We start from the raw sequence: 23,246 nt of genomic DNA, 5'->3' as shown, positions 1-23,246 counted from the left end.
GGTCGGCCGAGCAGAACATCGCCTGATTACCAAGGCCCCGCCGCGTTCTCTGTGGGAGCGGGCTTGGCCCGCGAAGCAGGCGACGCGGTGCCTGGCACCGGCTTTGCCGGTGTTCGCGGGCACGCCCGCTCCCACAGGGATGGCGGTGCAGCAGCGCCTGAGGCAACACGCCTCAGGAAAAATCGGCAGGATGTTGTGCAGAGAATTCGTTTGAGGTCCTTGGCCTTATTGTCCATGGTGGCAGGCTGGTAGCTATTTGCCACGCGTGGACGCAGGCGCATGACGATGCCTGCGTTGGGGGACGTTGTCGGATCCCCCCAACAATAAGAGAGGACAAGGAAATGCAATCCAACGGTTTGAAGCAAAGCCTCAAGCAGCGGCACATCACCATGATCGCACTGGGCGGGGTGATCGGTGCAGGGCTGTTCATGGGCTCGGGCGCACTGATCGCATCGGCAGGGCCTGCGGCCATCCTGTCGTATTTCATTGGTGGCCTGGTGGTCACTCTGGTGATGTTCATGCTGGGCGAAATGGCCTGTCGCAACCCGGATGCGGGGTCATTCTCGACCTATGCCAACACCTGGCTCGGCGACTGGGCAGGGTTTTCAGTCGGCTGGCTGTACTGGTTCAAGTCGATGATGACCATCACCCTCGAAGCGGTACTGCTGGGCTCCATCCTGCATGACTTTCTACCCTGGCTGCCGATCTGGGCAGGCGCCTTCCTGATGTTGGTGACACTGATGGCCAGCAACGCCTACTCGGTGCGTTCGTTTGCCGAAGTGGAGTATTGGCTGGCGGCCATGAAGGTCGCCACCATCCTCATCTTCATGCTGCTGGGCATCTCGATCCTGCTGGGCCTGCACAACGACATTCCTTCGCCTGGCCTGGTCAACCTCACCGCCCACGACGGGTTCATGCCCAATGGCCTATCGCCCGTCATGGCGGGTGTCATCGTGGTGATATTCTCCCTGGGCGGCAGCGAAATTGCCGCGGTGGCCGCAGGTGAATCGGAGAACCCGCGGCAGAACGTGATTCGCGCGATCAAGAGCGTGATCCTGCGAGTGATGTTGTTCTACGTTGGCTCCGTGTCGATCCTGATCCTGTGCCTGCCATGGACCGACAAGGCCAACCTGGCCTCGCCCTATGTTTCGCTCTTCACCCTGGCCGGGTTCGGCGGTGCTGCGGTGGCCATGAAACTGGTGCTGTTCGTCTCGTTCATGTCGGTGATGAACTCGTTCATGTTCTCCAACTCGCGCATGCTGTTCTCGCTTAGCCAGCGCGGGCACGCGCCCAAGCTGTTCTCGCGCACCAGCGCCAAGGGCGTGCCGATCAATGCACTGCTGCTGAGCCTGTCGATCTGCACGATGATCCTGACCGTGCACTTTATCAGCGCCGGTGACCTGTTCATGACCCTGGCCAAGAGTACCGGCAGCCTGGTGATGGTCGTATGGATCTTCATCATCATCGCCCACGTGGCCATGCGCTGGAGAACCCGTCACGAAGCGGTCGACCCCAAGGCCTTTCGCGCCTGGTTGTTCCCGTACGCCAACATCGTTGCGCTGTTCGCCCTGTTGGCAGTGATCGGCACCCAGGCGTTCGACCCGGCGTCGCGTTTCCAGTTCTGGTTCACGGTGCTGACGCTACTGCTGGTTGTGGCGGGGTACTTCCTGATGCGCCAGCAAACGGCGGCCGCTGCAAAGGAGGCGGAGGTCAAGACAGGAGAGACAAGAAATGGCGTCCCAGGCAGGAATTGAACCTGCAACCTTCCCCTTAGGAGGGGGATGCTCTATCCAATTGAGCTACTGAGACGCTACGACCGGCAGCGAGCGCTGCACAGCGGGACGGCCAGCATGTTAACCAGCATGCTGGCATTTGTCATGCACCTACCGGGCTTTTTCGCGTAATCCTTTTCTGGCACTGCTACACCTGCGGCAGCACACCTTCATCGCGAAGCACCCCGAACAGGGCTGATACCGCAGCCTCCAGGGTTGTAGAGTTGTCCAGCAGGTGCACCGACGGATCAGGCAGTGCCTGCAAGCGGGCGCTGCGAGCCAGGCGCTGCTCGACTTCCTCGGCGGTTTCGCGGCCACGGGCCACCAGGCGCTGGCGCAACACCTGCGGCCTGACCTGCACAAGCACCGCCAACAGGCCCGGATAACGCTGACGCGCTTCGGCCAGGTAAGCGCGCGAGCCGTTCACCAGCACTGCCCGGCCCTCCGCCAGCCAGTCGTCCACCTGCCGGGGAATCCCGTAGTCCAGGCCGTTGGCGTGCCAGTGCATGGCAAAAGCACCCTGCACGCGCATGGTCTCGAACTGTTCAGGCGTGACACCATGGGCGGCTTCGCCCTTGGCTTCGGCCGAACGGGTAATGACACGCCGGGCAATTTCTACCCCGGCAGCCGCCAGCCGCTCACGTGCAGCGTCGATCAGGGAATCTTTCCCCGAACCCGACGGTCCTACCAGAAATATCAACCGGCCTGTCCCTGATCGACGGTCGCTTGCGTCATGTTGCATAGCCACTATGCTCTATGAAGGGAAACCGCCGCATTCTAGGTGTTTTCCTGGCCTTTTGCTGCGTTTTACCTGTTTTTGACGGCAAAAGTCTGACGGTTGGGCAAGCCGGAGCATGTAAAACTTTTCAAACCAGTGCTCATTTCTGATAATTGGTACTGGCATAAAGCCTTTATCCGGCTCACTATTTGTCACAGAATTGACGCCAAGGAAACGGCGACCATAAGGCAAGATGAGCATCCATTTTTACTGACGGTTGAACATTTTGTCGTCGCCACGGTCGTATTTCCACCCCGTGCGGCCAATTTGAGAACCGCTTCCCCTGAACCAAAATCTGGTCAATTTATATGCGCCCAATGAAACAGGCTATTTATTCAAGCCGCACCGCTGACAAATTTGTCGTCCGCCTGCCAGACGGGATGCGTGAGCGCATTGCCGAGGTAGCGCGCAACCATCACCGCAGCATGAACTCTGAAATTATCGCGCGCCTGGAACAGAGCCTTATCCAGGAAGGTGCGTTGGGTGACGAGCTGAGCATGCGCCTGGACAGCCCTGAGCTGTCCCTGCATGAGCGCGAGTTGCTGCAGCGCTTCCGCCAACTGTCCCACCGACAGCAGAACGCCCTGGTTGCCCTCATCGCTCACGATGTGGAAATGGCCGCCGACGCTTCCTGAGGCGTGCAGCGAACATGAAAAAGCCAGCGTAAGCTGGCTTTTTTGTGGGCGCCTGACTAGCCGCGCTGCAGCCCCTGTGGGAGCGGCCTTGTGTCGCGAAAGGGCTGCAAAGCAGCCCCGGGGCATCAGCAGCAATGCACAGATTTCTGGGGCTGCTTCGCAGCCCTTTCGCGACACAAGGCCGCTCCCACAGGGCCGCGCAACTGCAAGAAAAGGGGTTTACAGCAGGAACAGCGTAGCCAGGCCAAGGAAGATGAAGAAGCCGCCACTGTCCGTCACGGCAGTGATCATCACACTCGCCCCCATCGCCGGGTCGCGCCCCAGGCGGGCCAACGTCATCGGGATGAGCACACCCATCAGCGCCGCCAGTAACAGGTTCAAGGTCATCGCTGCGGTCATCACCACACCCAGTGACCAGCTGCCATACAACCAGAAAGCCACCGCACCAATCACGCCTCCCCAAACCAGGCCGTTGATCAGCGACACCGCCAGCTCCTTGCGCATCAGGCGACTGGTGTTGCCCGGCGACACCTGGTCCAGCGCCATGGCGCGGACGATCATGGTGATGGTCTGGTTACCCGAGTTGCCACCAATACCCGCAACGATCGGCATCAACGCCGCCAACGCCACCAGCTTTTCGATCGAGCCTTCGAACAGCCCGATCACGCGCGAGGCAACAAAGGCGGTGATCAGGTTGATCGCCAGCCATGCCCAACGGTTGCGGAACGAGCGCCAGACCGAGGCAAAGATATCTTCCTCTTCACGCAGACCCGCCATGTTGAGGACTTCGCTCTCGCTCTCCTCACGGATCAGGTCGACCATCTCGTCAATGGTCAAACGGCCAATCAGACGACCGCTCTTGTCCACTACAGGTGCCGATACCAGGTCATAACGCTCGAAAGCCTGCGCCGCATCATAGGCATCTTCCTCAGGCTGGAAGGACACCGGGTCGGTCGCCATGACCTCCGCTACCTTCTTCTCTGGGTCGTTGACCAGCAGGCGCTTGATCGGCAATACCCCTTTCAGGATGCCGTCATAATCGACCACGAACAGTTTGTCGGTGTGGTTGGGCAGTTCTTTCAGGCGGCGCAGGTAGCGCAGTACCACCTCCAGGCTGACGTCTTCGCGGATGGTGACCATCTCGAAGTCCATCAGCGCACCGACCTGCTCCTCGTCGTAGCTCAGCGCCGAGCGCACACGCTCGCGTTGCTGGGCATCGAGGGTTTCCATCAGCTCGTGAACAACGTCACGCGGCAGCTCAGGGGCCAGGTCGGCCAGCTCGTCGGCGTCCATTTCCTTGGCGGCGGCCAGCAGCTCGTGATCGTCCATGTCGGCGATCAACGATTGACGAACCGAGTCGGAAACTTCCAGCAGGATGTCGCCATCGCGATCCGAGCGCACCAGCTGCCAGACCGTCAGGCGGTCTTCCAGGGGCAAGGCTTCGAGGATATAGGCGATGTCGGCGGGATGCAGGTCATCAAGCTTGCGCTGCAGCTCGACGAGGTTCTGGCGGTGGACCAGGTTTTCTACCAGGTCATTGTGCGCGCCTTCCTGGCGGTGCGTCAGGTCTTCGACCACACGCTGGCGTTGCAGCAGTTCGACCACCTGGGCCAGGCGATCCTGCAGGCTTTCTTGCGCTTTTTTTACTTCTACTTCAGTCATAGGCGAACTCCACTCCCAGCAGCGGAGCACGCCGGGAGAATCAATCGGTCAGATCTTTCTGTATGAATCTTGTTAGCGAGTAACTACTGGGTAAGTCCATGGTGGTTTTCCACAAGCCCCGGCGGGGCTGACGGGCGCAATCATACACTGCTCAAGCTGTCAGATCGCTTAAAATTTTGGTCAGAACAATCGTTTGCGTGATAAAGGTGGGACAACGCTCGAAGCTATGAGTGCGACGATTGTTGTGGATGGGGAAGCACATTGAAGTTCAGGTACGCTGCGCCTGATCAATTTGGGGCTGCCTTACAGCCACACGCTACACCCTGCTCATTACAGAAGAGCTTAGATCGACATCGCCAACAATTCAGTGGCGCAAAAAACAAAAAGCCCGCTCAATTGAGCGGGCTTCTTGATGGGGTATGGCGGACTCAGCAGGATTCGAACCTGCGACCGCTCGGTTCGTAGCCGAGTACTCTATCCAGCTGAGCTATGAGTCCGTGGTGGTAGTTTTAGACCAGATTACCACTGGTTGACTGAAGCAGCTTTGCAAGCAGAGCCACTTCAAAAAGTGGCGGACTCAGCAGGATTCGAACCTGCGACCGCTCGGTTCGTAGCCGAGTACTCTATCCAGCTGAGCTATGAGTCCGTGGTGGTAGTTTTAGACCAGATTACCACTGGTTGACTGAAGCAGCTTTGCAAGCAGAGCCACTTCAAAAAGTGGCGGACTCAGCAGGATTCGAACCTGCGACCGCTCGGTTCGTAGCCGAGTACTCTATCCAGCTGAGCTATGAGTCCGCATTGGTAGTTTTAGACCAGATTACCACTGGTTTCTTGAAGCAGCCTTGCAAACAAAGCCACTTCAAAAAGTGGCGGACTCAACAGGATTCGAACCTGTGACCGCTCGGTTCGTAGCCGAGTACTCTATCCAGCTGAGCTATGAGTCCGTGTCTTGCCGCGCATTATAGGTCGCTGAAACGTTTTTGCAAGAACTTTTTCGTTTAAAATCAACTACTTAGCGTTCTTACCGTTTACAGCGCCCTAAGCGAATAATGGCGGTGAAGGGGGGATTCGAACCCCCGATACCCTTATGAGGTATACTCCCTTAGCAGGGGAGCGCCTTCGGCCACTCGGCCACCTCACCGCAACACGAGGCGAATATTAAAGAACCTCTTTCACCTTTGCAACCCTTTTTTTGAAAAAAACTTCAAAAAAATTAAAGGCTTGGCTCTTCATCCTTCTCTTTCTTGATCCGCAGGTAGATTTCCTCGCGGTGAACGGCCACTTCTTTAGGGGCGCTGACGCCAATACGCACCTGGTTGCCTTTGACGCCAAGCACCGTCACGGTGATCTCGCCGTCTCCAATGATCAGGCTCTCGGCGCACCGACGAGTCAGAATCAACATAGCTTTCTCCTTACGCAAAACATTCAGGGGTAACAGTCTTTGGTATCAGGGCCTGGTCGTGGACGACGACCAGGCCCCGGTTACTCGCCACACAGGGCAGGACAGGCCATGCGTGGCGAGCAGAAACGCGAAGGGCGCGGCAAGCCGCGCCCTTCCTGGCAGCGCCTTACTCGCCCTGTCGGACAGGTGCGTCGAGCTCGAACGCGGTGTGCAGCGCACGCACGGCCAGCTCCAGGTACTTCTCTTCGATCACGACCGAAACCTTGATCTCGGAGGTGGAGATCATCTGGATGTTGATGCTCTCCTTGGCCAGGGCTTCGAACATGCGGCTGGCAACACCGGCGTGCGAACGCATGCCGACGCCAACGATCGAGACCTTGGCGATCTTGGTATCGCCGATCACTTCACGGGCACCGATTTCGCGGGCAGTGTTTTCCAGCACGCTTTGCGCCTTCTCGTACTCGTTGCGGTGTACGGTGAAGGTGAAGTCGGTGGTGTTATCGTGGGCAACGTTTTGCACGATCATGTCGACTTCGATGTTCGAAGCGCTGATCGGGCCGAGGATCTTGAAGGCCACGCCCGGGGTGTCCGGCACGCCGCGAATGGTCAGCTTGGCTTCATCACGGTTGAAGGCGATACCGGAAATGATCGGCTGTTCCATGGATTCCTCTTCATCAATGGTAATGAGGGTACCCGGACCCTCCTTGAAGCTGTGCAGCACGCGCAGCGGAACGTTGTACTTGCCGGCGAACTCCACCGAACGGATCTGCAGCACCTTGGAACCGAGGCTGGCCATTTCCAGCATCTCTTCGAAGGTGATCTTCTCCAGGCGTCGGGCCTGTGGCACGACGCGCGGGTCAGTGGTGTAGACGCCATCGACGTCGGTGTAGATCTGGCACTCGTCAGCTTTCAGCGCTGCCGCCAGGGCCACACCCGTGGTGTCGGAGCCGCCACGGCCCAGGGTGGTGATGCTGCCGTGCTCGTCGACGCCCTGGAAGCCTGCTACCACGACCACGCGGCCTTCCTTGAGGTCGGCACGAATCTTCTGGTCGTCGATCTGCAGGATGCGCGCCTTGTTATGCGAGCTGTCGGTGAGGATGCGCACCTGGTTGCCGGTGTAGGACACGGCTGGCACACCACGCTTGATCAAGGCCATGGTCAGCAGGGCAATGGTGACCTGCTCACCGGTCGACACGATCACGTCCAGTTCACGCGGAACCGGATGATCGGTGATCTGCTTGGCCAGGTCGATCAGGCGATTGGTTTCACCGCTCATGGCCGACAGCACAACCACCAGGTCGTCGCCTGCCTCACGGTGTTTCTTGACCTTTTCGGCAACCTGCTCGATCCGCTCGATGGAACCGACAGAGGTGCCGCCAAATTTCTGTACGATCAACGCCATTTCAATGGTGCCTCAGCCCATACAGGGCCTCAAAAAACAATCCAACATGAAGGAGTGGACGGGAGTGGCCTGTGTGGCTAAGCCTTGCACCCGAGACTGAGCGCACGAATTAGCCGTACAGGCCACCAGACCACCCACCCCTTCATCTCAAAGTCCCTGCTCTGCGAATGGCACGGCCAGCGCCAGGGCCTGGTCCAGTGCAGCGACGTCGACGCCACCACCCTGGGCCATGTCCGGACGACCACCGCCCTTGCCACCCACCGCCGCAGCGGCTTGTTTCATCAGATCGCCAGCCTTGAGTTGGCTGGAGAGGTCCTTGGTCACGCCGGCCACCAGCACAACCTTGCCCTCATGCTCGCTGCCCAGCAGGATCACTGCGTGGCCGAGCTTGTTTTTCAACTGATCGACCAGGGCCAGCAAGGCCTTGCCGTCCTGCCCATCCAGGCGGGCGGCGAGAACCTTGGCACCCTTGACCTCAACAGCCGCGTTGGAGAGATCGTCCCCGGCGGCGCTGGCAGCCTTGGCCTGCAACTGTTCCAGCTGCTTCTCCAGCTGACGGTTGCGCTCGAGCACAGCCGACAGCTTGTCGATCAGGTTGTCGCGGTTGCCCTTGACCAGTTGCGCGGCTTCCTTGACCTGCTCTTCGGCAGCATTCAGGTAGGCCAGCGCAGCAGCGCCGGTCACGGCTTCGATACGGCGCACACCAGAGGCTACGCCGCCTTCGCTGATGATCTTGAACAGGCTGATGTCACCGGTGCGCTTGGCGTGGATACCGCCGCACAGCTCTACCGAGAAATCACCGCCCATGCTCAGCACACGCACGGTGTCGCCGTACTTCTCGCCGAACAGCGCCATGGCACCTTTGGCCTTGGCGGTTTCGATGTCGGTCAGTTCGGTTTGCACCGGAGTGTTCTTGCGCACTTCGCGGTTGACGATGTCTTCCAGGGCCTTGATCTGCTCTGGCTTCAGCGCCTCGAAGTGGCTGAAGTCGAAACGCAGGCGCTGGCTATCCACCAGAGAGCCCTTCTGCTGTACATGTTCGCCCAGCACCTGGCGCAGCGCTTCGTGCAGCAGGTGGGTAGCAGAGTGGTTGAGCGAAGTGGCGTGCTGCACCTCGGCATCGACCTTGGCCACGACCGGCGAACCGATCACCAACGCACCGCTGGCGACCACGCCGTGGTGCAGGAAGGCACCGCCGGTTTTGGTGGTGTCGCGCACATCGAAGCGCGCAGCGCCGGCCTGCAGGAAGCCGGTGTCACCCACCTGACCACCGGATTCGGCATAGAACGGCGTGCGGTCGAGCACGACCACGCCCTGCTCGCCTTCACCTAATTGGTCGACGGCCTGGCCGTCTTTGTACAGGGCGATGATCTTGCCTTGGCCTTCGGTGGCGTCGTAACCGAGGAACTCGGTGGCGCTGTCGACCTTGACCACGCTGTTGTAGTCCATACCGAAGGCGCTGGCGGAACGCGCACGCTCACGCTGGGCGTCCATCTCGCGCTCGAAGCCGGCTTCGTCGATGGTCAGCTCGCGCTCACGGGCAATGTCGGCCGTCAGGTCCATCGGGAACCCGTAGGTGTCATACAGCTTGAACACCACATCGCCCGGTACCACGTCGCCTTTCAGCTGGGCCAGGTCCTGCTCGAGGATGCGCAGGCCTTGCTCCAGGGTCTTGGCGAACTGCTCTTCTTCAGCCTTCAGCACACGCTCGATGTGCGCTTGCTGGCTCTTCAGCTCAGGGAAGGCCTCGCCCATTTCGGCGGCCAGTGCGGCAACGATCTGATAGAAGAAGCTGCCTTTGGCGCCCAGCTTGTTGCCGTGGCGGCAGGCGCGACGAATGATGCGCCGCAGCACATAGCCACGGCCTTCGTTGGACGGCAGCACACCGTCGGCGATCAGGAAGCCGCACGAGCGAATATGGTCGGCGACCACCTTCAGCGACGCCTGGCCGTCATTGCTGCAACCGATAGCCTTGGCCGCAGCCGCCAGCAGGTTCTGGAACAGGTCGATCTCGTAGTTCGAGTGCACGTGCTGCAGCACGGCGCTGACGCGCTCCAGGCCCATGCCGGTGTCCACCGACGGCGCTGGCAGCGGGTGCAGCACGCCGTCGGCGGTGCGGTTGAACTGCATGAAGACGTTGTTCCAGATCTCGATGTAGCGGTCGCCGTCTTCTTCTGGCGAGCCGGGCGGGCCGCCCCAGATGTCAGCGCCGTGGTCGTAGAAGATTTCGGTGCACGGGCCGCACGGGCCAGTGTCACCCATGGTCCAGAAGTTGTCGGAGGCGTAAGGGGCGCCCTTGTTGTCGCCGATGCGCACCATGCGCTCGGCCGGCACGCCGATTTCCTTGGTCCAGATGTCGTAGGCTTCGTCGTCAGTGGCGTAGACGGTGACCCAGAGCTTTTCCTTGGGCAGGTTAAGCCACTTGTCCGAGGTCAGGAAGTTCCAGGCGTAGGTGATGGCATCACGCTTGAAATAGTCGCCGAAGCTGAAGTTGCCCAGCATTTCGAAGAACGTATGGTGACGCGCGGTGTAACCGACGTTTTCCAGGTCGTTGTGCTTACCACCGGCGCGCACGCACTTCTGGCTGCTGACAGCCCGGGTGTAGGCACGCTTCTCCGCGCCGAGGAAACAGTCTTTGAACTGGTTCATGCCGGCATTGGTGAACAGCAGGGTTGGGTCGTTGTTCGGGATCAGCGAACTGGAGGCGACTCGGGTGTGTCCCTGCTCTTCGAAGAAGCGAAGGAAGGCTTCACGGATTTCTGCGCTTTTCATAGGTTCTTCCACGGAAACGGCGGCCCTGTCGGGCAAACGCGTCGACGAAACGACGGCAAAGGGCCGCATTATATCGGTCCTGCAATCTCGATGCAGTGTGTTTATACGATAGAAACCATCGTTTGGACGGTTTTTCGGGCTATGCAAACGAAAATGACATGACCGGATGCTAAATCCTGTCTTTCGCCACTGGCAAGCCAATTACCGCCGATGGGAAGGGAAAATGGAACAGGCGGTGAATTAAAAGAGTTTCACGGGGAATGAAGGATCCAATTCATCCTGTCAGGGCCCTATCGCCGGCCAGCCAGTTCCCACAGGATAACCCCAGGCCTGGCTGTCATGCAGTCCCTGTGGGAGCTGGCTTGCCGGCGATAGGGCCGGGGCAGGAAGACAGGCAATCAGCCCAGCCGCTGCCCCGAATCCGGCACGATCAGGATGCCGGCCCGCAAGCCGTTCCTGACCTTGGGATTGGGAAAAATGATGCGCGCCCCCTCCTCCTCGACCACCCAGCGCATTTCGGCCAGGTCTTCAGCCAGCAGGTAACCCTTGCTCAGCTCTGAGAAGTTTTCAATGTCCGCCGGCAGGTGCAGGTGGAAGCTGTCGCTGTGCTTGATGATCTCACGCGAAACGCTGAACAGTTGCAGGCCATCCAGCGAGCCTTCACCCTCTGGCTCGGTGCCTTCGATGATCTGGATCAGGCGCTCTTCGAGCCGGTCGAGGTTGACCTGCTCGTTCTGGCCAAACGGGCGGGCCTTGCCCAGTTCCAGAGTGAAAGCTTCGGCATCCAGCTGTTCGTAGGTAAAGGCACTGAAGGTGATGGAGGATTTGCTCTGCAGCAGCACCGCTTCCATGCCTGCCGCTGCCAGGCGCGCCAGTTCACGACGGGAGTGCTTGCGCCCTTCTTTATAGGGGTACAAGGCAAATTGCTCGATCTTCGAACCGCGGATGGCGGTATGCAGGTCGTAGTGCAGGCGGCTGCGCTCCGGCTTGCTGAAGAACACCCGGGCGAACTGTTCCAGCTCGGCGGCACGTAATGCCTCGAAGCCACTGGAAAGCTCATGGCGGCCGTTGAACAGCCGATTGATGTCCTGCTCGATGAACCGTTCGCCCTTGCGGATCGCCGCCGGGTTGCCAAACAGGAACAGCAGCCGTGCCTTGGGTTTGATCTTGCCGTTGGCCACACCGTGCAACAGCCGTTCGAGCAATTCGATCGGCGCCGTTTCGTTGCCATGAATGCCCGCAGACAATAACAAGTCCAGCCCGCAATCATCGCTTTCGGCGGGGCGCACTTCGAGCGCGCCCTCCCCCAGCCAGCGCAAACGCGCGCCCTTGGGTGTCACTTGGGTCTTCTCGGCCGGTTCGTGATCGGTGAGTGTCAGCTCAAGCAATTTGCCAAGGGCGAGCATAGGGGCTTCCTTAGTGGTGGTGGCCGCAGTCAGGGCCATGGACGTGATCGTCGTCTTCGCCAACCTCGGCCGGCTCCATTTCCAGCTGCAGGCTGACCAGGTTGGTGGCCATCGGGCGCAGCAGCAGGTTGGCGTACTCGGTGTCATCTTCATCGACATCTACACCGATCAGCAGCTGGCCACGGCCGTCCTGCTGAATCCACACTTCCTTGCCTTGCCAGACCACGGCAAAACGGGTGCAGGAGGTTTCCAGCTGGGTGCCGTCTTCATCTTCAAGGATCAGGCGCAGGGCATCGGTCATTGCAAAGTCTCTCTTCAAGGTTGGCGTTGGAACGGGTATACCGAGCCCAACTTCAGGATCTGGGTCAATTCGTCCAGTGCCGTACGGCATTCCACCAGCAACTGCGGGTCGGCCAGGTCCGCTTCGCCCAGGCGATCGCGGTAATGCTTGTCGACCCACTGCACCAGGGTGTCGTACAGCGGGGCGGTCATGATAACGCCTTGGTTCACCGCCGCCAGTTCCGATTCCTTCAACGCCACGCGCAGACGCAGGCAAGCCGGGCCACCGCCGTTCTGCATGCTTTGCTTGAGGTCGAATACCTTGACCTCCCTGACCGGGCCACCTTGGCTGGTCAGCTGGCCCAGGTAGGCCCAGACCCGCTCGTTGTTGCGGCACTCCTCCGGCACCACCAGCAGCATGGAGCCGTCATCGCGGCTGAGCAACTGGCTGTTGAACAGGTAAGAGCGCACGGCATCCTCTACCGCCACCGCCGCACGTGGCACGCAGATGGCCTGGAAGTGGCCGCCCTTGTTGGCCAGTTTAGCGCGCAGCTGACCAAGCACCGCGTCGGTCTCGAGGAACGCGTCCTCGTGATAGAACAGCACTTCGCCGTTGCCCACCGAAATCACGTCGTTATGGAACACGCCCTGATCGATCACGGCGGGGTTCTGTTGAGCGTAGACCACACCGCCATCGCTCAACCCATGCAACCGGGCCACGGCCTGCGAAGCCTCCAGGGTTTGCCGGGCTGGGTACTTCTGCGGCGCCGGGTAACGGCTGTCGAAGGCACTGCGGCCATAAACGAAAAACTCCACGCCGGGGTCACCATAAGCACGGCAGAAGCGCGTGTGGTTGGCCGCGCCCTCGTCACCGAACTGTGCCACGGCCGGCAATGCTGCGTGGTGGGCAAAGTGTTTCTCGTTGTTGAACATGGCGCCCAGCACACGGCTGGTGGTCGGGTGCTCGATGCTGCGGTGGTACTTGCAGTTCAGGTTGGCGGCGGTGAAGTGCACGCGGCCATCCGCCGTGTCGGCACTGGGGCTGACCGTGGCCGCATTGGCCACCCACATGCTCGAGGCCGAGCAGCTGGCCACCAGCAACGGCATGGCGTCTTTCGCAGCACGCTGGATGACCTCGGCATCGCTGCCGCTAAACCCCAGGCGGCGCAGCGCGGCCACATCCGGGCGCTCTTGCGGCGCCAGCACGCCCTGCTTGAAGCCCATGTCGGCCAGCGCTTTCATTTTTGCCAGACCTTGACGCGCGGCTTCGCGCGGGCTGGAACCCTGCTGGCTGTTGCTCTGCGAAGCCACGTTGCCGTAAGACAGGCCGCCATAGTTGTGGGTAGGCCCCACCAGGCCATCAAAATTCACTTCATAGGATTTCATCGGCTAGGCTCCGTGACCTGTTGTTATAGGGTGACGCCCGGCGTGAGTGTCGCCGGCAAGGCAAGGCTGGCGGTCTCCAGCGAAGCCACGGGGTAAGCACAGTAGTCAGCCGCGTAGTAGGCACTGGCGCGGTGGTTGCCACTGGCACCCACGCCACCGAACGGCGCGCTGCTGGCGGCGCCGGTCAGTTGCTTGTTCCAGTTGACGATGCCGGCGCGGCTACGCAGCCAGAAGTACTGGTAGCGGGCACGCGAGTCGGACAGCAAGCCGGCGGCCAGACCGAACTGGGTGTTGTTGGCTTCATCGATGGCGGCATCGAAGTCGGCGTAACGGATCACCTGCAACAGCGGGCCAAAGAACTCCTCGTCCGGGCGCTCGGCCACGCCTGTGACATCGACAATGCCCGGGGTCAGCAGCGCGGCATCGGCCTGCGGCTGGGTCATTTCCAGCAGCTTCACGCCACCCTTGGCGGCCAGTTCGGCCTGGGCCGCAATCAGCGCCCGCGCCGCCTGCAGCGAAATGACCGAGCCCATGAACGGCGCTGGCTGATCGTCAAATGCACCCACCGTGATGGTTTTGCACACCTCGACCAGGCGTGCGATCAGCGCATCACCCCAGGCGCCTTGCGGCACCAGCAGGCGCCGCGCGCAGGTGCAACGCTGCCCGGCAGAAATGAACGCCGACTGGATAATGGTGTACACCGCAGCGTCGAGGTCCTTGACCTCGTCTACCACCAGCGGGTTGTTGCCCCCCATTTCCAGGGCCAGAATCTTGTCCGGGCGACCGGCGAACTGCTGGTGCAGCAAGTTGCCGGTGCGGCTGGAACCTGTGAAGAACAGGCCATCGATCCCCGGGTTGGCGGCCAGTGCCACACCGGTTTCACGCGCGCCTTGCACCAGGTTCAGCACGCCCGCCGGCAGGCCGGCGGCGATCCAGCAGTTGACGGTCAGCTCGGCGACCTTGGGCGTCAGCTCGCTGGGCTTGAACACCACGCAGTTACCCGCCAGCAGCGCCGGCACAATATGGCCGTTGGGCAAGTGACCGGGGAAGTTGTAGGGGCCGAACACCGCCACCACGCCATGGGGCTTGTGCCGCAGCACGGCCGTGGCGTCGGCCAGCGGGCCGCTCTTTTCCCCGGTGCGCTCGCGGTAGCTTTGTACCGAGATCGCCACCTTGTTGATCATGCTGGTGACTTCGGTCGCCGACTCCCACAGGGGCTTTCCGGTTTCCTCACCGATGCACTGTGCCAACGCTTCGGCATGCTTTTTCAGCTGTTCGGCGAACTTCTCCAGCACATCGATGCGCGCTTCCAGGCTCAGTTGTGCCCACGCTGGGAAGGTCCGGCGCGCTGCCTGCACAGCGGCGTCCACTTGGCTGGCGTCAGCGCCCTGCCCTTGCCAGATGACAGCCTGGGTTACCGGGTTCAGCGACTGCAGGGCTTCGCCCTGCCCCGCCAGCCAATTGCCTGCGATGTAATGCGTGGTCATTTATTGGGCCTCCCGGCTGGCCGACAGCGGCACGGCACGCACGTTGTCGCCAGCCCCCATGCGCAGACGCTTGGCGGTCAACGGGTCGACCACCAGGGTACCGGCGGCCAGCCGCGCCGGAGCGGCAGTGATGCGGCAATCGTCGCGTTTGCGGTTGTGGATGATGTAAGGGGTGGCGTCATCGCCCGGCGTGCCGACTGCCAGCACCAAGGTCTGGCTCTCGCGCACGGCGCGGATCTTGGCGGTATCACACTCGATGGCGGGGCCTGCGTCGAAGATGTCGACATAGCCCTGATAGTTGAAACCTTCCTGCTTGAGCATGGCCAGCGCCGGCTCGGTGTCGACGTGCACGCGGCCGATCACCTCGCGCGCCGCCTCGGACAGGAAGCAGGTGTACAGCGGGAACTTGGGCATCAGCTCGGCGATGAACGACTTGTTGCCTACGCCGGTCAGGTAGTCCGCCTGGCTGAACTCCATCTTGAAGAAATGCCGGCCAAGGCTTTCCCAGAAAGGCGAACGGCCATGCTCGTCGGACATGCCACGCATTTCGGCGATGATCTTTTTGCCGAACAGCTCCGGGAACTCAGCAATGAACAGCATGCGCGCGCGCGACAGCAGGCGGCCATTGAGCCCGGAGCGGTAGTCGCTGCGCAGGAACAGTGAGCACAGTTCAGAGTTGCCGGTCAGGTCGTTGGCGAGGAACAGGGTGGGGATTTCGCGATAGATCTTCAGCTCCTGCGAGGCGCTGACGGTCAGGCCGACCCGATAGTTGTACCACGGCTCGCGCAGGCCGACGGCACCCGCGATGGCACTGATGCCCACCACCAGGCCTTCGTCGTTTTCCAGCACGAACAGGTAGTCGGTGTCGCCACGCTCGGCTTCGCCACGGAAGCTCTTTTCCGCCCAGCCAACGCGATGCCCCAAGCGTTCTTCGTTGGCCGGCAGCGTGGTCAGCCCGGTGGTGCCGGTGCTGCGTGCCAATTCGATCAACGCAGGCAAATCGCTGCTGCGTACAGGACGAACGATCATGCTATCTCCTTGTGCGGCGGCGGCGGCCGGCGCAAAACTCTTCTAACGCATCAATCCCGAAACGTCTGTTACCAGACCTCAGACTGCGACCAGGCGCACACTGCCACCCTCGCCCACACCCAGCGCATCGGCCGCAGCCAAGCTCAGGCACACCGGCTTGCCGGGCACCCAGTCCAGGTCCAGCAGCACTGCGCGGTAGTCCTGCAACTGGCCGTTGCACACCAGGTACGGGCGCCCCCCCTTGCCCGGCGCGTCCTCGATTTTCACCGGCGCCGAGCGGCTCTGGGCAATCGAGCGAATGCCCGAAGTGCGCGCATGCAGAGTCGGGCCGCCGTCGAAAATGTCGATGTAATGCTCGGTCTCGAAGCCTTCGCGCATGAGGATGTCGAAGGTGATCTGCGCGCGCGGGTGCACCTGCCCCATGGCTTCCTGCGCCTCATCGGGCAGCAGCGGCACGTAGATAGGGTAATGCGGCATCAGTTCGGCGAGGAAAGTGCGGCTCTTCAGGCCACACAGGCGCTCGGCGTCGGAGTAGTTAAGGTCGAAGAAATTGCGGCCGATGGCATCCCAGAACGGCGATTCGCCATTCTCGTCGCTGTAACCGACGATTTCGGTCACTACCGAGTCGGCGAAACGCTCCGGGTGCGCGGCCATGAACAGCAGGCGACCGCGCGAATTGAGCTCGGCCCAGCCGCTGTTCACCAGCTCCGGCAATACATAGAAGCTGGTCAGCAGGCTGTTGCCGGTCAGGTCATGACACAGCGACAGCACGTGGATCTTGTTGTGGATCTTCAGTTCGCGCGAGGCATGCACGAAGGTTTCGTTACGAAAACTGTAGAACGGCTCGGAGTAGCCAGCCGAAGCGACAATGGCCGAGCAGCCGGCCAGCTTGCCGGTCTCGCTGTCTTCAAGCACAAAAAAGTAGCTTTCCTCGCCGTTGAAGCTGACCTCGGCGGCGAAGGAAGTCTCGGAAGCGGCGATCTTGTCGCCCAGGCGAGCAGCGTCGTCCGGCAGCGAGGTGACACCAATGGGGCTGTCTGCAGCCATGCGCTGCACTTCGTTCAGATCAGCCATTTGCGCGGGGCGCATCACCAGCATGGTGTCACTCCTTTGGAATACGGGCCGCTCACCGCGGCACGGAAAAACGGCAGGTACACAGGCACCTGCAGTGGAATCGGTTATCGCCGGCCAGGCCCGCTAGTGGCCTGGGCCGGCGACGGGACCGCAGGCGGATCAGCCTTTGGTCAAGGCAGCCACAGCGCGCTCGAAGCGGTCCAGGCCTTCATCGATGTCGGCGTCTTCAACCACCAGGCTTGGCGCAAAACGGACCACGTCCGGGCCGGCCTGCAGCACCATTACGCCTTCTTTCTCGGCAGCGTTGAGCACGTCCTTGGCCTTGCCCTGCCAAGCCTCGGCAAGTACGCAGCCGATCAGCAGACCAACACCACGTACCTGGGTGAACAGGTTGTACTTCTGGCCGATCTGTTCCAGGCGGGTTTTGAAGCGTGCGTGCTTGGCCTTGATGCCGGCCAAGGTTTCAGGGGTATTGACCACATCCAGCACCGCGCAGGCGACGGCGCAGCCCAGCGGGTTACCGCCGTAGGTGGTGCCGTGTGTGCCGACCGCCAGGTGCTTGGCCAGTTCGGTGGTGGTCAGCATGGCGCCGATCGGGAAGCCCCCGCCCAGGCTCTTGGCGCTGGTCAGGATGTCGGGCGTCACGCCGTAGTGCTGGTAGGCATACAGCGAACCGGTACGGCCCACGCCAGTCTGCACTTCGTCGAAGATCAGCAGGGCGTTGTGCTCGTCGCACAGCTTGCGCGCGCCTTCCAGGTAGGCCTTGTCGGCCGGCACCACGCCGCTCTCGCCCTGGATCGGCTCGATCACCACGGCGCAGGTCTTGTCGGAAATCTTTGCCTTCAACGCTTCCAGGTCGTTGTACGGCACGTGGCTGATGCCAGTGATCTTCGGACCGAAACCGTCGGAGTACTTCGGCTGCCCACCAACGCTGACGGTGAACAAGGTGCGGCCGTGGAAGCTGTTCACCGTGGCGATGATTTCGTGCTTTTCCGGGCCGAAGCGGTCATGGGCGACGCGACGGGCCAGCTTGAAAGCGGCCTCATTGGCCTCGGCGCCGGAGTTGCAGAAGAACGCCCGGTCGGCAAAGGTAGCGTCCACCAGCTTGTGAGCCAGGCGCAGGGCCGGCTCGTTGGTGAACACGTTGGATACGTGCCAGAGCGTGTTGGCCTGGTCGGTCAGGGCCTTGACCAGTGCCGGGTGGCAGTGGCCCAGGGCGTTTACCGCGATGCCACCGGCAAAATCGATCAGCTCGCGACCCGACTGGTCCCACACACGGGAACCCTCGCCTCGCACAGGAATGAAGGCCGCCGGAGAATAGTTGGGGACCATGACCTGGTCGAAATCGGCACGTTGCACCGGGGCTTGCTCAACGGACATCTGAGTCTCCTGAAGAGGAACGCTGGCCTGGAAGTGGGCGAGCGATGGGGGGATTGTAAGGACTGATCCGCGCCTGTCCTTGCGGCCAAGCGACAACTTGTTACAGCGCAAAACCCAGTTTTGACAAGGCTTTCGGCAATGCGACAAACACTGTCGCAATCGCGCAGTGTACGGGAGAGAGGATGCTGGGTGAACGGGTGTTCACATTGGGATTGAACGCTGCCTGCACCGGCCCTTTCGCGGGACAAGCCCGCTCCCACAGATTCACTACTGAATCAGATGGCAACGAGCATCTGTGGGAGCGGGCTTGCCCCGCGAAAGGGCCAGCACTGACAGCAACGTTTCAGCCCTTTTCGGCAGGCGCCGAGCTCAGTTCGAACGGGCTGCTGCTGCGTCGCTGGTTGCGGTCTTCCCGTGGCGTGGCGCCAAAGAAGTTGCGATAGGCACTGGAAAAATGCGGCCCCGAGGAGAAGCCACAGGACAAGCCGATCTGGATGATCGACTTACTGGTCTGCATCAGCATCTGCCGCGCCTTGTTGAGCCGCAGCTCCAGGTAGTACTGGCTAGGCACGCGGTTCAGGTACTGTTTGAAGATACGCTCCAGCTGGCGACGCGACACGCACACATGCTGAGCAATCTCGTCGGTGGTCAGCGGTTCTTCGATGTTGGCTTCCATCAACAGCACCGCCTGGGTCAGTTTGGGATGACTCGAACCCAGGCGGTTTTGCAGCGGAATGCGCTGACGCTCGCCACCCTCACGGATGCGCTCCACCACCAGTTCTTCCGACACCGCACCCGCCAGTTCCGCCCCGTGGTCACGGGCCAGCACTGCCAGCAGCAGGTCGGCCACGGCGATGCCGCCACAGGCCGTCAGGCGATCACGGTCCCAGTCGAACAGGTGGCTGGTGGCGATGACCTTGGGGAAGCGTTCGGCAAAATCGTCCTGCCAGCGCCAGTGCACCGCAGCCCGGTAACCGTCGAGCAGGCCCAGCATCGCCAGCGGATAAACCCCTGCAGACAAGCCGGCGATCATGCAGCCACTGCGCGCCAGCTGCTTGAGCGCAGTCGACAGGGACGCCCCTACCGCCGCAGGCGGCTCATCAGCAACCAGGAACAGTTTGTGGCACCCCTCCAGGCGGCCGGCCCACGGCTCGCCGGGCAGGCGCCAACCGCCTTCTTGCGCTGGCTCCGCCTGTAGAAAGGCCAGTTCGTAAACCACATCCGGATGCACCCGCTGCGCCACCTGCAACACTTCCTCGGCCAGCGCCAGGGTCAAGGGCTTGGTGCTGGGCCAGATGAGAAAACCGATTCGCTGGGTGGTCATAGGGTGCGGTCCGAAACCTGAGGTCGTTCGAGTCTGTGCGCCGGGTCAGGCTGCGCTCGCAGCGCAGCATGCCCTATTCTGGTGCAAAAATGCAGCTTTTACTTCAGGCTGCCCGAGAGGAACTGCTTCAGGCGCTCCGACCGCGGGTTGGCCAGTACTTCGCGAGGGCAGCCGGTCTCTTCCACCAGGCCTTTGTGCAAGAACACCAGCTGGTTGGACACCTCACGAGCAAAGCCCATTTCGTGAGTCACCACCACCATGGTCCGGCCCTCCTGAGCCAGCGCCTGCATGACCTTGAGCACATCCCCCACCAGCTCCGGGTCGAGCGCCGAAGTCGGCTCATCGAACAGCATCACCTCCGGCTCCATGGCCAGGGCCCGGGCAATTGCCACACGTTGTTGCTCACCGCCCGACATATGCCCGGGGAAAGCGTCCTTGCGGTGGGCCACCCCCACCTTGGCCAGGTAGTGCTCGGCCTTTTCAAGGGCTTCTTTCTTGTTCACACCCAGTACATGGACCGGCGCTTCGATCACGTTCTCCAGCGCCGTCATGTGCGACCACAGGTTGAAGTGCTGGAACACCATCGACAGGCGCGAGCGCATGCGCTGCAGCTGGCGCGGGTCGGCGGCCTTCAGCGCACCGTCCTTGGCGGCGACCAGCTTGAGTTCTTCGTTGTTGAGCAGGATCTTGCCAGCGTGCGGCTGCTCCAGCAGGTTGATGCAGCGCAGGAAGGTCGACTTGCCCGAACCACTGGAGCCGATAATGCTGATGACGTCGCCGGCCTTGGCCGCCAGGGACACGCCCTTTAGCACTTCATGGCTGCCGTAGCGCTTGTGCAGGTCTTGGACTTCGAGTTTGTACATGCTGTCGATTCTCACAAAGCGGTCAGTGCTTGCGCGGCGCCAGGTAGCCGAGCCAGCGGCGTTCGGCCATCTTGAACAGGCGCACCAGGATGAAGGTCAGGCACAGGTAGAACACGCCCGCCGTGATATAGGCCTCGAAAGGCAGGTAGTACTGGGCATTGACCGTGCGTGCGGCACCGGTGATGTCGATCAGGGTGACGATCGACGCCAGGCTGGTGGTCTGCAGCATCATGATCACTTCGTTGCTGTACTGCGGCAGCGCGCGGCGCAGGGCCGACGGCAGCAGGATGCGCCGGTACATCTTCATGCGCGACATGCCCATGGCCTTGGCCGCCTCGATCTCGCCGTGCGGCGTGGCCTTGAGGCTGCCGGCGATGATTTCGGCGGTATAGGCACTGGTATTGATACCGAACGCCAGGCAGGCGCAGAACGTGGCGCTGGACAACAGCGGCCACAGGAAGCTTTCGCGTACCGCCTCGAACTGCGCCAGGCCGTAGTAGATCAGAAACAGCTGCACCAGCATTGGCGTGCCGCGAATCACGTAGGTGTAGAGCCATGCCACGAGGTTGATCGCAGGCTGTTTGGACACGCGCATCAGGCCCAGCGGAATGGCCGCCAGCAGGCCGAAGAACAGCGAAATCGCCAGCAGCTTGAGGGTGGTCAGCAGGCCGCCGAAGTACATCGGCAATGCCTCCCAGACGACGTTGTAGTCGAAGATCATAGTTCAGCCACCTTGACGCCCACCGAGTAGCGGCGCTCGAGATACTTCAGGGCCAGCAGCGAGACACTGGTCAGCACCAGGTACAGGGCCGCCACCGCCAGGAAGAAGGTGAAAGGCTCGCGGGTGGCGTCGGCCGCCTGCTTGGCCTTGAACATCATGTCCTGCAGGCCGACTACCGAGATCAGCGCGGTGGCCTTGGTCAGCACCAGCCAGTTGTTGGTGAAGCCCGGGATCGCCAGGCGAATCATTTGCGGCACCTGGATGCGGAAGAACACCTGGCGGTTGCTCATGCCATACGCCACGCCCGCTTCGGCCTGGCCTTTGGGAATGCCGAGGAAGGCACCGCGGAAGGTTTCCGACAGGTACGCGCCAAAGATGAAGCCCAACGTGCCAATACCCGCAACCAGCGGGTTGAGGTCGATGTAGTCTTCGTAGCCGAGCAGCGGCGCCACCCGGTTGATGATGTCTTGCCCGCCGTAGAAGATCAGCAGGATCAGGACCAAGTCCGGAATACCACGGATCACCGTGGAATACAGATCGCCCAGCCAGGCCAGCCAGCGCACCGGCGACAAGCGCAGCGCCACACCGATCAGGCCGAGCACGATGGCCAGGGCCATCGACGACAGGGCGAGCTGCAGCGTCAGCCACGCCCCGTCGAGGATGACTGCCCCGTAGCCTTTCAACATGATGAGGTCCTCGACCTAGAGAATGAAAAATGGTGCAAACCTCAGAGCTTCTGCTGTTTGCACCATTGCACAGGTGAAACCCGACGTCTTAGTTCGAGTCTGGACCGTAGATATCGAAGTTGAAGTACTTCTTCTCGATTTCTTTGTACTTGCCGTTGGCACGGATGGCGTCGATAGCCGCGTTGATGCGGTCGACGTTGGCCTTGTCGCCCTTGCGTACGGCAATGCCGATGCCGTCACCGAAGTACTTGGCGTCGGTGAAAGCCGGGCCTACGAAGGCGAAGCCCTTGCCGGCGTCGGTCTTGAGGAACCCGTCTTCCAGCAGGGTGGCGTCAGCCACGGTGCCGTCGAGGCGACCGGCCGCCACGTCCAGATAGATTTCGTTCTGGGTGCCGTAAGGCACCACGGTGGCCCCTTTGGCGCCCAGCACTTCCTTGGCGAAGCGGTCATGGATCGAGCCACGCTGGACACCGATCTTCTTGCCTTTGAGCTCATCCAGGCTGTCGCTGACAGCGGTGCCGTCCTTCATGACCAGGCGCGCCGGGGTGAGGTAGTAGCGCTTGGTGAAGTCGACCGACTTCTTACGGTCTTCAGTGATCGACATGGATGACAGAATGGCGTCGATCTTACGCACCTTAAGCGCAGGGATCAGGCCGTCGAACTCCTGCTCGACCCAGGTGCACTTGGCCTTCATCTCTTCGCACAGGGCGTTGCCGATGTCGTAGTCGAAGCCGGCGATGCTGCCGTCAGGCTGCTTGAAGGCGAAGGGTGGGTAGGCGGCTTCAATGCCGATTTTCAGTGGTTTTTCATCGGCCTGCGACACCAGGGAAAACACAGACAGCGCCAGGGCGCCAAGCAGTGCGAGCTTCTTCATCAGGTAACTCCATCGGTACGGGGCAATACAAGGCAGGTAACAACTGCCCGATATGCGAATGGGTACAACGCGAGCCGCGCAGGGTTCGACCAAGGTCGCAGACCGCGAGCGAGTGAGTGGCATTTTAGCGACAGCCCGGTAGTCGATATTTCTTCAAAGCGACAACTACTTACAGAAGCGCCTGAAACCGCTGCGGGCGATGTTGACAGCCAATGCAAAATATGCAAGAGCGCAAGAAATAGAACCTATAGACCTAGCAATTCCTGGGCCTATTATTGGCAAAGCCTTGTACTACGGCAAGTGGAGCGTGCTGT

19 protein-coding genes and 6 tRNA genes are annotated in these 23,246 nt (G+C 61.2%); 2 read left to right on the top strand and 23 right to left on the bottom strand.

Going from position 1 to position 23,246, the window contains the following annotated elements; translation table 11 throughout:
• The first annotated feature begins 341 nt into the window (after positions 1–341).
• On the top strand, positions 342–1,754 hold the full coding sequence (locus LU684_RS20645; protein ID WP_031311930.1) for an amino acid permease: 1,413 nt from the start codon (positions 342–344) through the stop codon (positions 1,752–1,754).
• On the opposite strand, the gene LU684_RS20640 is transcribed toward LU684_RS20645, so the two are convergent.
• Together LU684_RS20640 and phnN are read right to left on the bottom strand one after the other, a co-directional pair.
• Positions 1,733–1,809 (bottom strand) — tRNA-Arg (locus LU684_RS20640). The two genes, LU684_RS20645 and LU684_RS20640, sit on opposite strands and share 22 nt — an antisense overlap.
• A 111-nt stretch (positions 1,810–1,920) precedes the next feature.
• Complete coding sequence (phnN, locus tag LU684_RS20635; protein WP_232894984.1) at positions 1,921–2,514, bottom strand: phosphonate metabolism protein/1,5-bisphosphokinase (PRPP-forming) PhnN; 594 nt, start codon at positions 2,512–2,514, stop codon at positions 1,921–1,923.
• Between the two features lie 344 nt (positions 2,515–2,858).
• Between phnN and LU684_RS20630 the strand changes: the two genes are divergently transcribed.
• The gene (locus LU684_RS20630; protein ID WP_003254499.1) at positions 2,859–3,185 is read left to right on the top strand and encodes an Arc family DNA-binding protein; all 327 of its coding nucleotides are present in this window, start codon (positions 2,859–2,861) and stop codon (positions 3,183–3,185) included.
• A gap of 219 nt (positions 3,186–3,404) precedes the next feature.
• Here LU684_RS20630 and mgtE read toward each other — a convergent pair whose 3' ends face one another.
• From mgtE to LU684_RS20525, 21 genes are all read right to left on the bottom strand, one after another.
• Entirely contained in the window at positions 3,405–4,847 is a 1,443-nt protein-coding gene (gene mgtE / locus LU684_RS20625; RefSeq protein WP_016488484.1) for a magnesium transporter, read from the bottom strand.
• Positions 4,848–5,267: 420 nt separating this feature from the next.
• Positions 5,268–5,344 (bottom strand) — tRNA-Arg (locus LU684_RS20620).
• Positions 5,345–5,416: 72 nt separating this feature from the next.
• Positions 5,417–5,493, bottom strand: a tRNA-Arg gene (locus LU684_RS20615).
• 72 nt (positions 5,494–5,565) lie between these two features.
• A tRNA-Arg gene (locus LU684_RS20610) sits at positions 5,566–5,642 on the bottom strand.
• Between the two features lie 72 nt (positions 5,643–5,714).
• A tRNA-Arg gene (locus LU684_RS20605) sits at positions 5,715–5,791 on the bottom strand.
• 106 nt (positions 5,792–5,897) lie between these two features.
• Positions 5,898–5,988 (bottom strand) — tRNA-Ser (locus LU684_RS20600).
• A gap of 72 nt (positions 5,989–6,060) precedes the next feature.
• A complete protein-coding gene (gene csrA / locus LU684_RS20595) occupies positions 6,061–6,249 on the bottom strand; it encodes a carbon storage regulator CsrA (RefSeq protein ID WP_003254503.1) in 189 nt (62 codons plus the stop codon).
• Positions 6,250–6,415: 166 nt separating this feature from the next.
• Entirely contained in the window at positions 6,416–7,651 is a 1,236-nt protein-coding gene (locus tag LU684_RS20590; protein ID WP_016488485.1) for an aspartate kinase, read from the bottom strand.
• Between the two features lie 147 nt (positions 7,652–7,798).
• Positions 7,799–10,423, bottom strand: a complete 2,625-nt coding sequence (gene alaS / locus LU684_RS20585) for an alanine--tRNA ligase (protein WP_024717733.1) — start codon at positions 10,421–10,423, stop codon at positions 7,799–7,801.
• Positions 10,424–10,821: 398 nt separating this feature from the next.
• Positions 10,822–11,829 carry a succinylglutamate desuccinylase gene (gene astE, locus LU684_RS20580; protein WP_016488487.1) on the bottom strand — a complete coding sequence of 336 codons (1,008 nt, stop codon included), beginning with the start codon at positions 11,827–11,829 and terminating at the stop codon, positions 10,822–10,824.
• A 10-nt stretch (positions 11,830–11,839) separates the two neighbouring features.
• Positions 11,840–12,130, bottom strand: a complete 291-nt coding sequence (locus tag LU684_RS20575; protein ID WP_016488488.1) for a hypothetical protein — start codon at positions 12,128–12,130, stop codon at positions 11,840–11,842.
• Positions 12,131–12,144: 14 nt separating this feature from the next.
• Complete coding sequence (gene astB / locus LU684_RS20570; protein ID WP_060519129.1) at positions 12,145–13,494, bottom strand: N-succinylarginine dihydrolase; 1,350 nt, start codon at positions 13,492–13,494, stop codon at positions 12,145–12,147.
• A 23-nt stretch (positions 13,495–13,517) separates the two neighbouring features.
• Positions 13,518–14,981: a succinylglutamate-semialdehyde dehydrogenase gene (gene astD, locus LU684_RS20565; RefSeq protein WP_145913849.1), complete on the bottom strand. Its 1,464-nt coding sequence runs from the start codon at positions 14,979–14,981 to the stop codon at positions 13,518–13,520.
• Positions 14,982–16,010: an arginine N-succinyltransferase gene (astA, locus tag LU684_RS20560; protein ID WP_016488491.1), complete on the bottom strand. Its 1,029-nt coding sequence runs from the start codon at positions 16,008–16,010 to the stop codon at positions 14,982–14,984. It lies immediately after the preceding gene.
• A gap of 78 nt (positions 16,011–16,088) precedes the next feature.
• Positions 16,089–17,108, bottom strand: coding sequence for an arginine/ornithine succinyltransferase subunit alpha (gene aruF / locus LU684_RS20555; protein ID WP_016488492.1), 1,020 nt, complete (start codon positions 17,106–17,108; stop codon positions 16,089–16,091).
• Between the two features lie 135 nt (positions 17,109–17,243).
• Positions 17,244–18,464: an aspartate aminotransferase family protein gene (locus tag LU684_RS20550; RefSeq protein WP_016488493.1), complete on the bottom strand. Its 1,221-nt coding sequence runs from the start codon at positions 18,462–18,464 to the stop codon at positions 17,244–17,246.
• 343 nt (positions 18,465–18,807) lie between these two features.
• Positions 18,808–19,788, bottom strand: coding sequence for a transcriptional regulator ArgR (argR, locus tag LU684_RS20545; RefSeq protein WP_016488494.1), 981 nt, complete (start codon positions 19,786–19,788; stop codon positions 18,808–18,810).
• 98 nt (positions 19,789–19,886) lie between these two features.
• The gene (locus LU684_RS20540) at positions 19,887–20,651 is read right to left on the bottom strand and encodes an ABC transporter ATP-binding protein (RefSeq protein ID WP_016488495.1); all 765 of its coding nucleotides are present in this window, start codon (positions 20,649–20,651) and stop codon (positions 19,887–19,889) included.
• A gap of 22 nt (positions 20,652–20,673) precedes the next feature.
• A complete protein-coding gene (locus LU684_RS20535; RefSeq protein WP_016488496.1) occupies positions 20,674–21,372 on the bottom strand; it encodes an ABC transporter permease in 699 nt (232 codons plus the stop codon).
• Complete coding sequence (locus LU684_RS20530; protein WP_016488497.1) at positions 21,369–22,058, bottom strand: ABC transporter permease; 690 nt, start codon at positions 22,056–22,058, stop codon at positions 21,369–21,371. The genes LU684_RS20535 and LU684_RS20530 overlap by 4 nt, the downstream gene beginning before the upstream one ends.
• Before the next feature lie 88 nt (positions 22,059–22,146).
• Positions 22,147–22,932 carry an ABC transporter substrate-binding protein gene (locus LU684_RS20525; RefSeq protein WP_016488498.1) on the bottom strand — a complete coding sequence of 262 codons (786 nt, stop codon included), beginning with the start codon at positions 22,930–22,932 and terminating at the stop codon, positions 22,147–22,149.
• Positions 22,933–23,246: the final 314 nt, after the last annotated feature.

This window comes from Pseudomonas sp. NMI542_15, assembly GCF_021283425.1.
In the GTDB taxonomy this organism is placed as follows: Bacteria; Pseudomonadota; Gammaproteobacteria; order Pseudomonadales; family Pseudomonadaceae; genus Aquipseudomonas; species Aquipseudomonas fortuita.
The sequence above is the reverse complement of the archived record's forward strand: the minus strand, read 5'-3'. Positions and strand labels throughout refer to the sequence as shown.

What these genes read in the sequence shown, in the direction of transcription:
- astE (WP_016488487.1), bottom strand. Translation starts at nt 11,829, where the DNA reads ATGCTCGCCCTTGGCAAATTGCTTGAGCTGACACTCACCGATCACGAA.
- phnN (WP_232894984.1), bottom strand. Translation starts at nt 2,514, where the DNA reads ATGCAACATGACGCAAGCGACCGTCGATCAGGGACAGGCCGGTTGATA.
- alaS (WP_024717733.1), bottom strand. Translation starts at nt 10,423, where the DNA reads ATGAAAAGCGCAGAAATCCGTGAAGCCTTCCTTCGCTTCTTCGAAGAG.
- csrA (WP_003254503.1), bottom strand. Translation starts at nt 6,249, where the DNA reads ATGTTGATTCTGACTCGTCGGTGCGCCGAGAGCCTGATCATTGGAGAC.
- LU684_RS20535 (WP_016488496.1), bottom strand. Translation starts at nt 21,372, where the DNA reads ATGATCTTCGACTACAACGTCGTCTGGGAGGCATTGCCGATGTACTTC.
- LU684_RS20525 (WP_016488498.1), bottom strand. Translation starts at nt 22,932, where the DNA reads ATGAAGAAGCTCGCACTGCTTGGCGCCCTGGCGCTGTCTGTGTTTTCC.
- LU684_RS20590 (WP_016488485.1), bottom strand. Translation starts at nt 7,651, where the DNA reads ATGGCGTTGATCGTACAGAAATTTGGCGGCACCTCTGTCGGTTCCATC.
- aruF (WP_016488492.1), bottom strand. Translation starts at nt 17,108, where the DNA reads ATGCTGGTGATGCGCCCCGCGCAAATGGCTGATCTGAACGAAGTGCAG.
- LU684_RS20645 (WP_031311930.1), top strand. Translation starts at nt 342, where the DNA reads ATGCAATCCAACGGTTTGAAGCAAAGCCTCAAGCAGCGGCACATCACC.
- LU684_RS20575 (WP_016488488.1), bottom strand. Translation starts at nt 12,130, where the DNA reads ATGACCGATGCCCTGCGCCTGATCCTTGAAGATGAAGACGGCACCCAG.
- LU684_RS20550 (WP_016488493.1), bottom strand. Translation starts at nt 18,464, where the DNA reads ATGTCCGTTGAGCAAGCCCCGGTGCAACGTGCCGATTTCGACCAGGTC.
- astA (WP_016488491.1), bottom strand. Translation starts at nt 16,010, where the DNA reads ATGATCGTTCGTCCTGTACGCAGCAGCGATTTGCCTGCGTTGATCGAA.
- LU684_RS20530 (WP_016488497.1), bottom strand. Translation starts at nt 22,058, where the DNA reads ATGTTGAAAGGCTACGGGGCAGTCATCCTCGACGGGGCGTGGCTGACG.
- mgtE (WP_016488484.1), bottom strand. Translation starts at nt 4,847, where the DNA reads ATGACTGAAGTAGAAGTAAAAAAAGCGCAAGAAAGCCTGCAGGATCGC.
- argR (WP_016488494.1), bottom strand. Translation starts at nt 19,788, where the DNA reads ATGACCACCCAGCGAATCGGTTTTCTCATCTGGCCCAGCACCAAGCCC.
- astB (WP_060519129.1), bottom strand. Translation starts at nt 13,494, where the DNA reads ATGAAATCCTATGAAGTGAATTTTGATGGCCTGGTGGGGCCTACCCAC.
- LU684_RS20630 (WP_003254499.1), top strand. Translation starts at nt 2,859, where the DNA reads ATGCGCCCAATGAAACAGGCTATTTATTCAAGCCGCACCGCTGACAAA.
- LU684_RS20540 (WP_016488495.1), bottom strand. Translation starts at nt 20,651, where the DNA reads ATGTACAAACTCGAAGTCCAAGACCTGCACAAGCGCTACGGCAGCCAT.
- astD (WP_145913849.1), bottom strand. Translation starts at nt 14,981, where the DNA reads ATGACCACGCATTACATCGCAGGCAATTGGCTGGCGGGGCAGGGCGAA.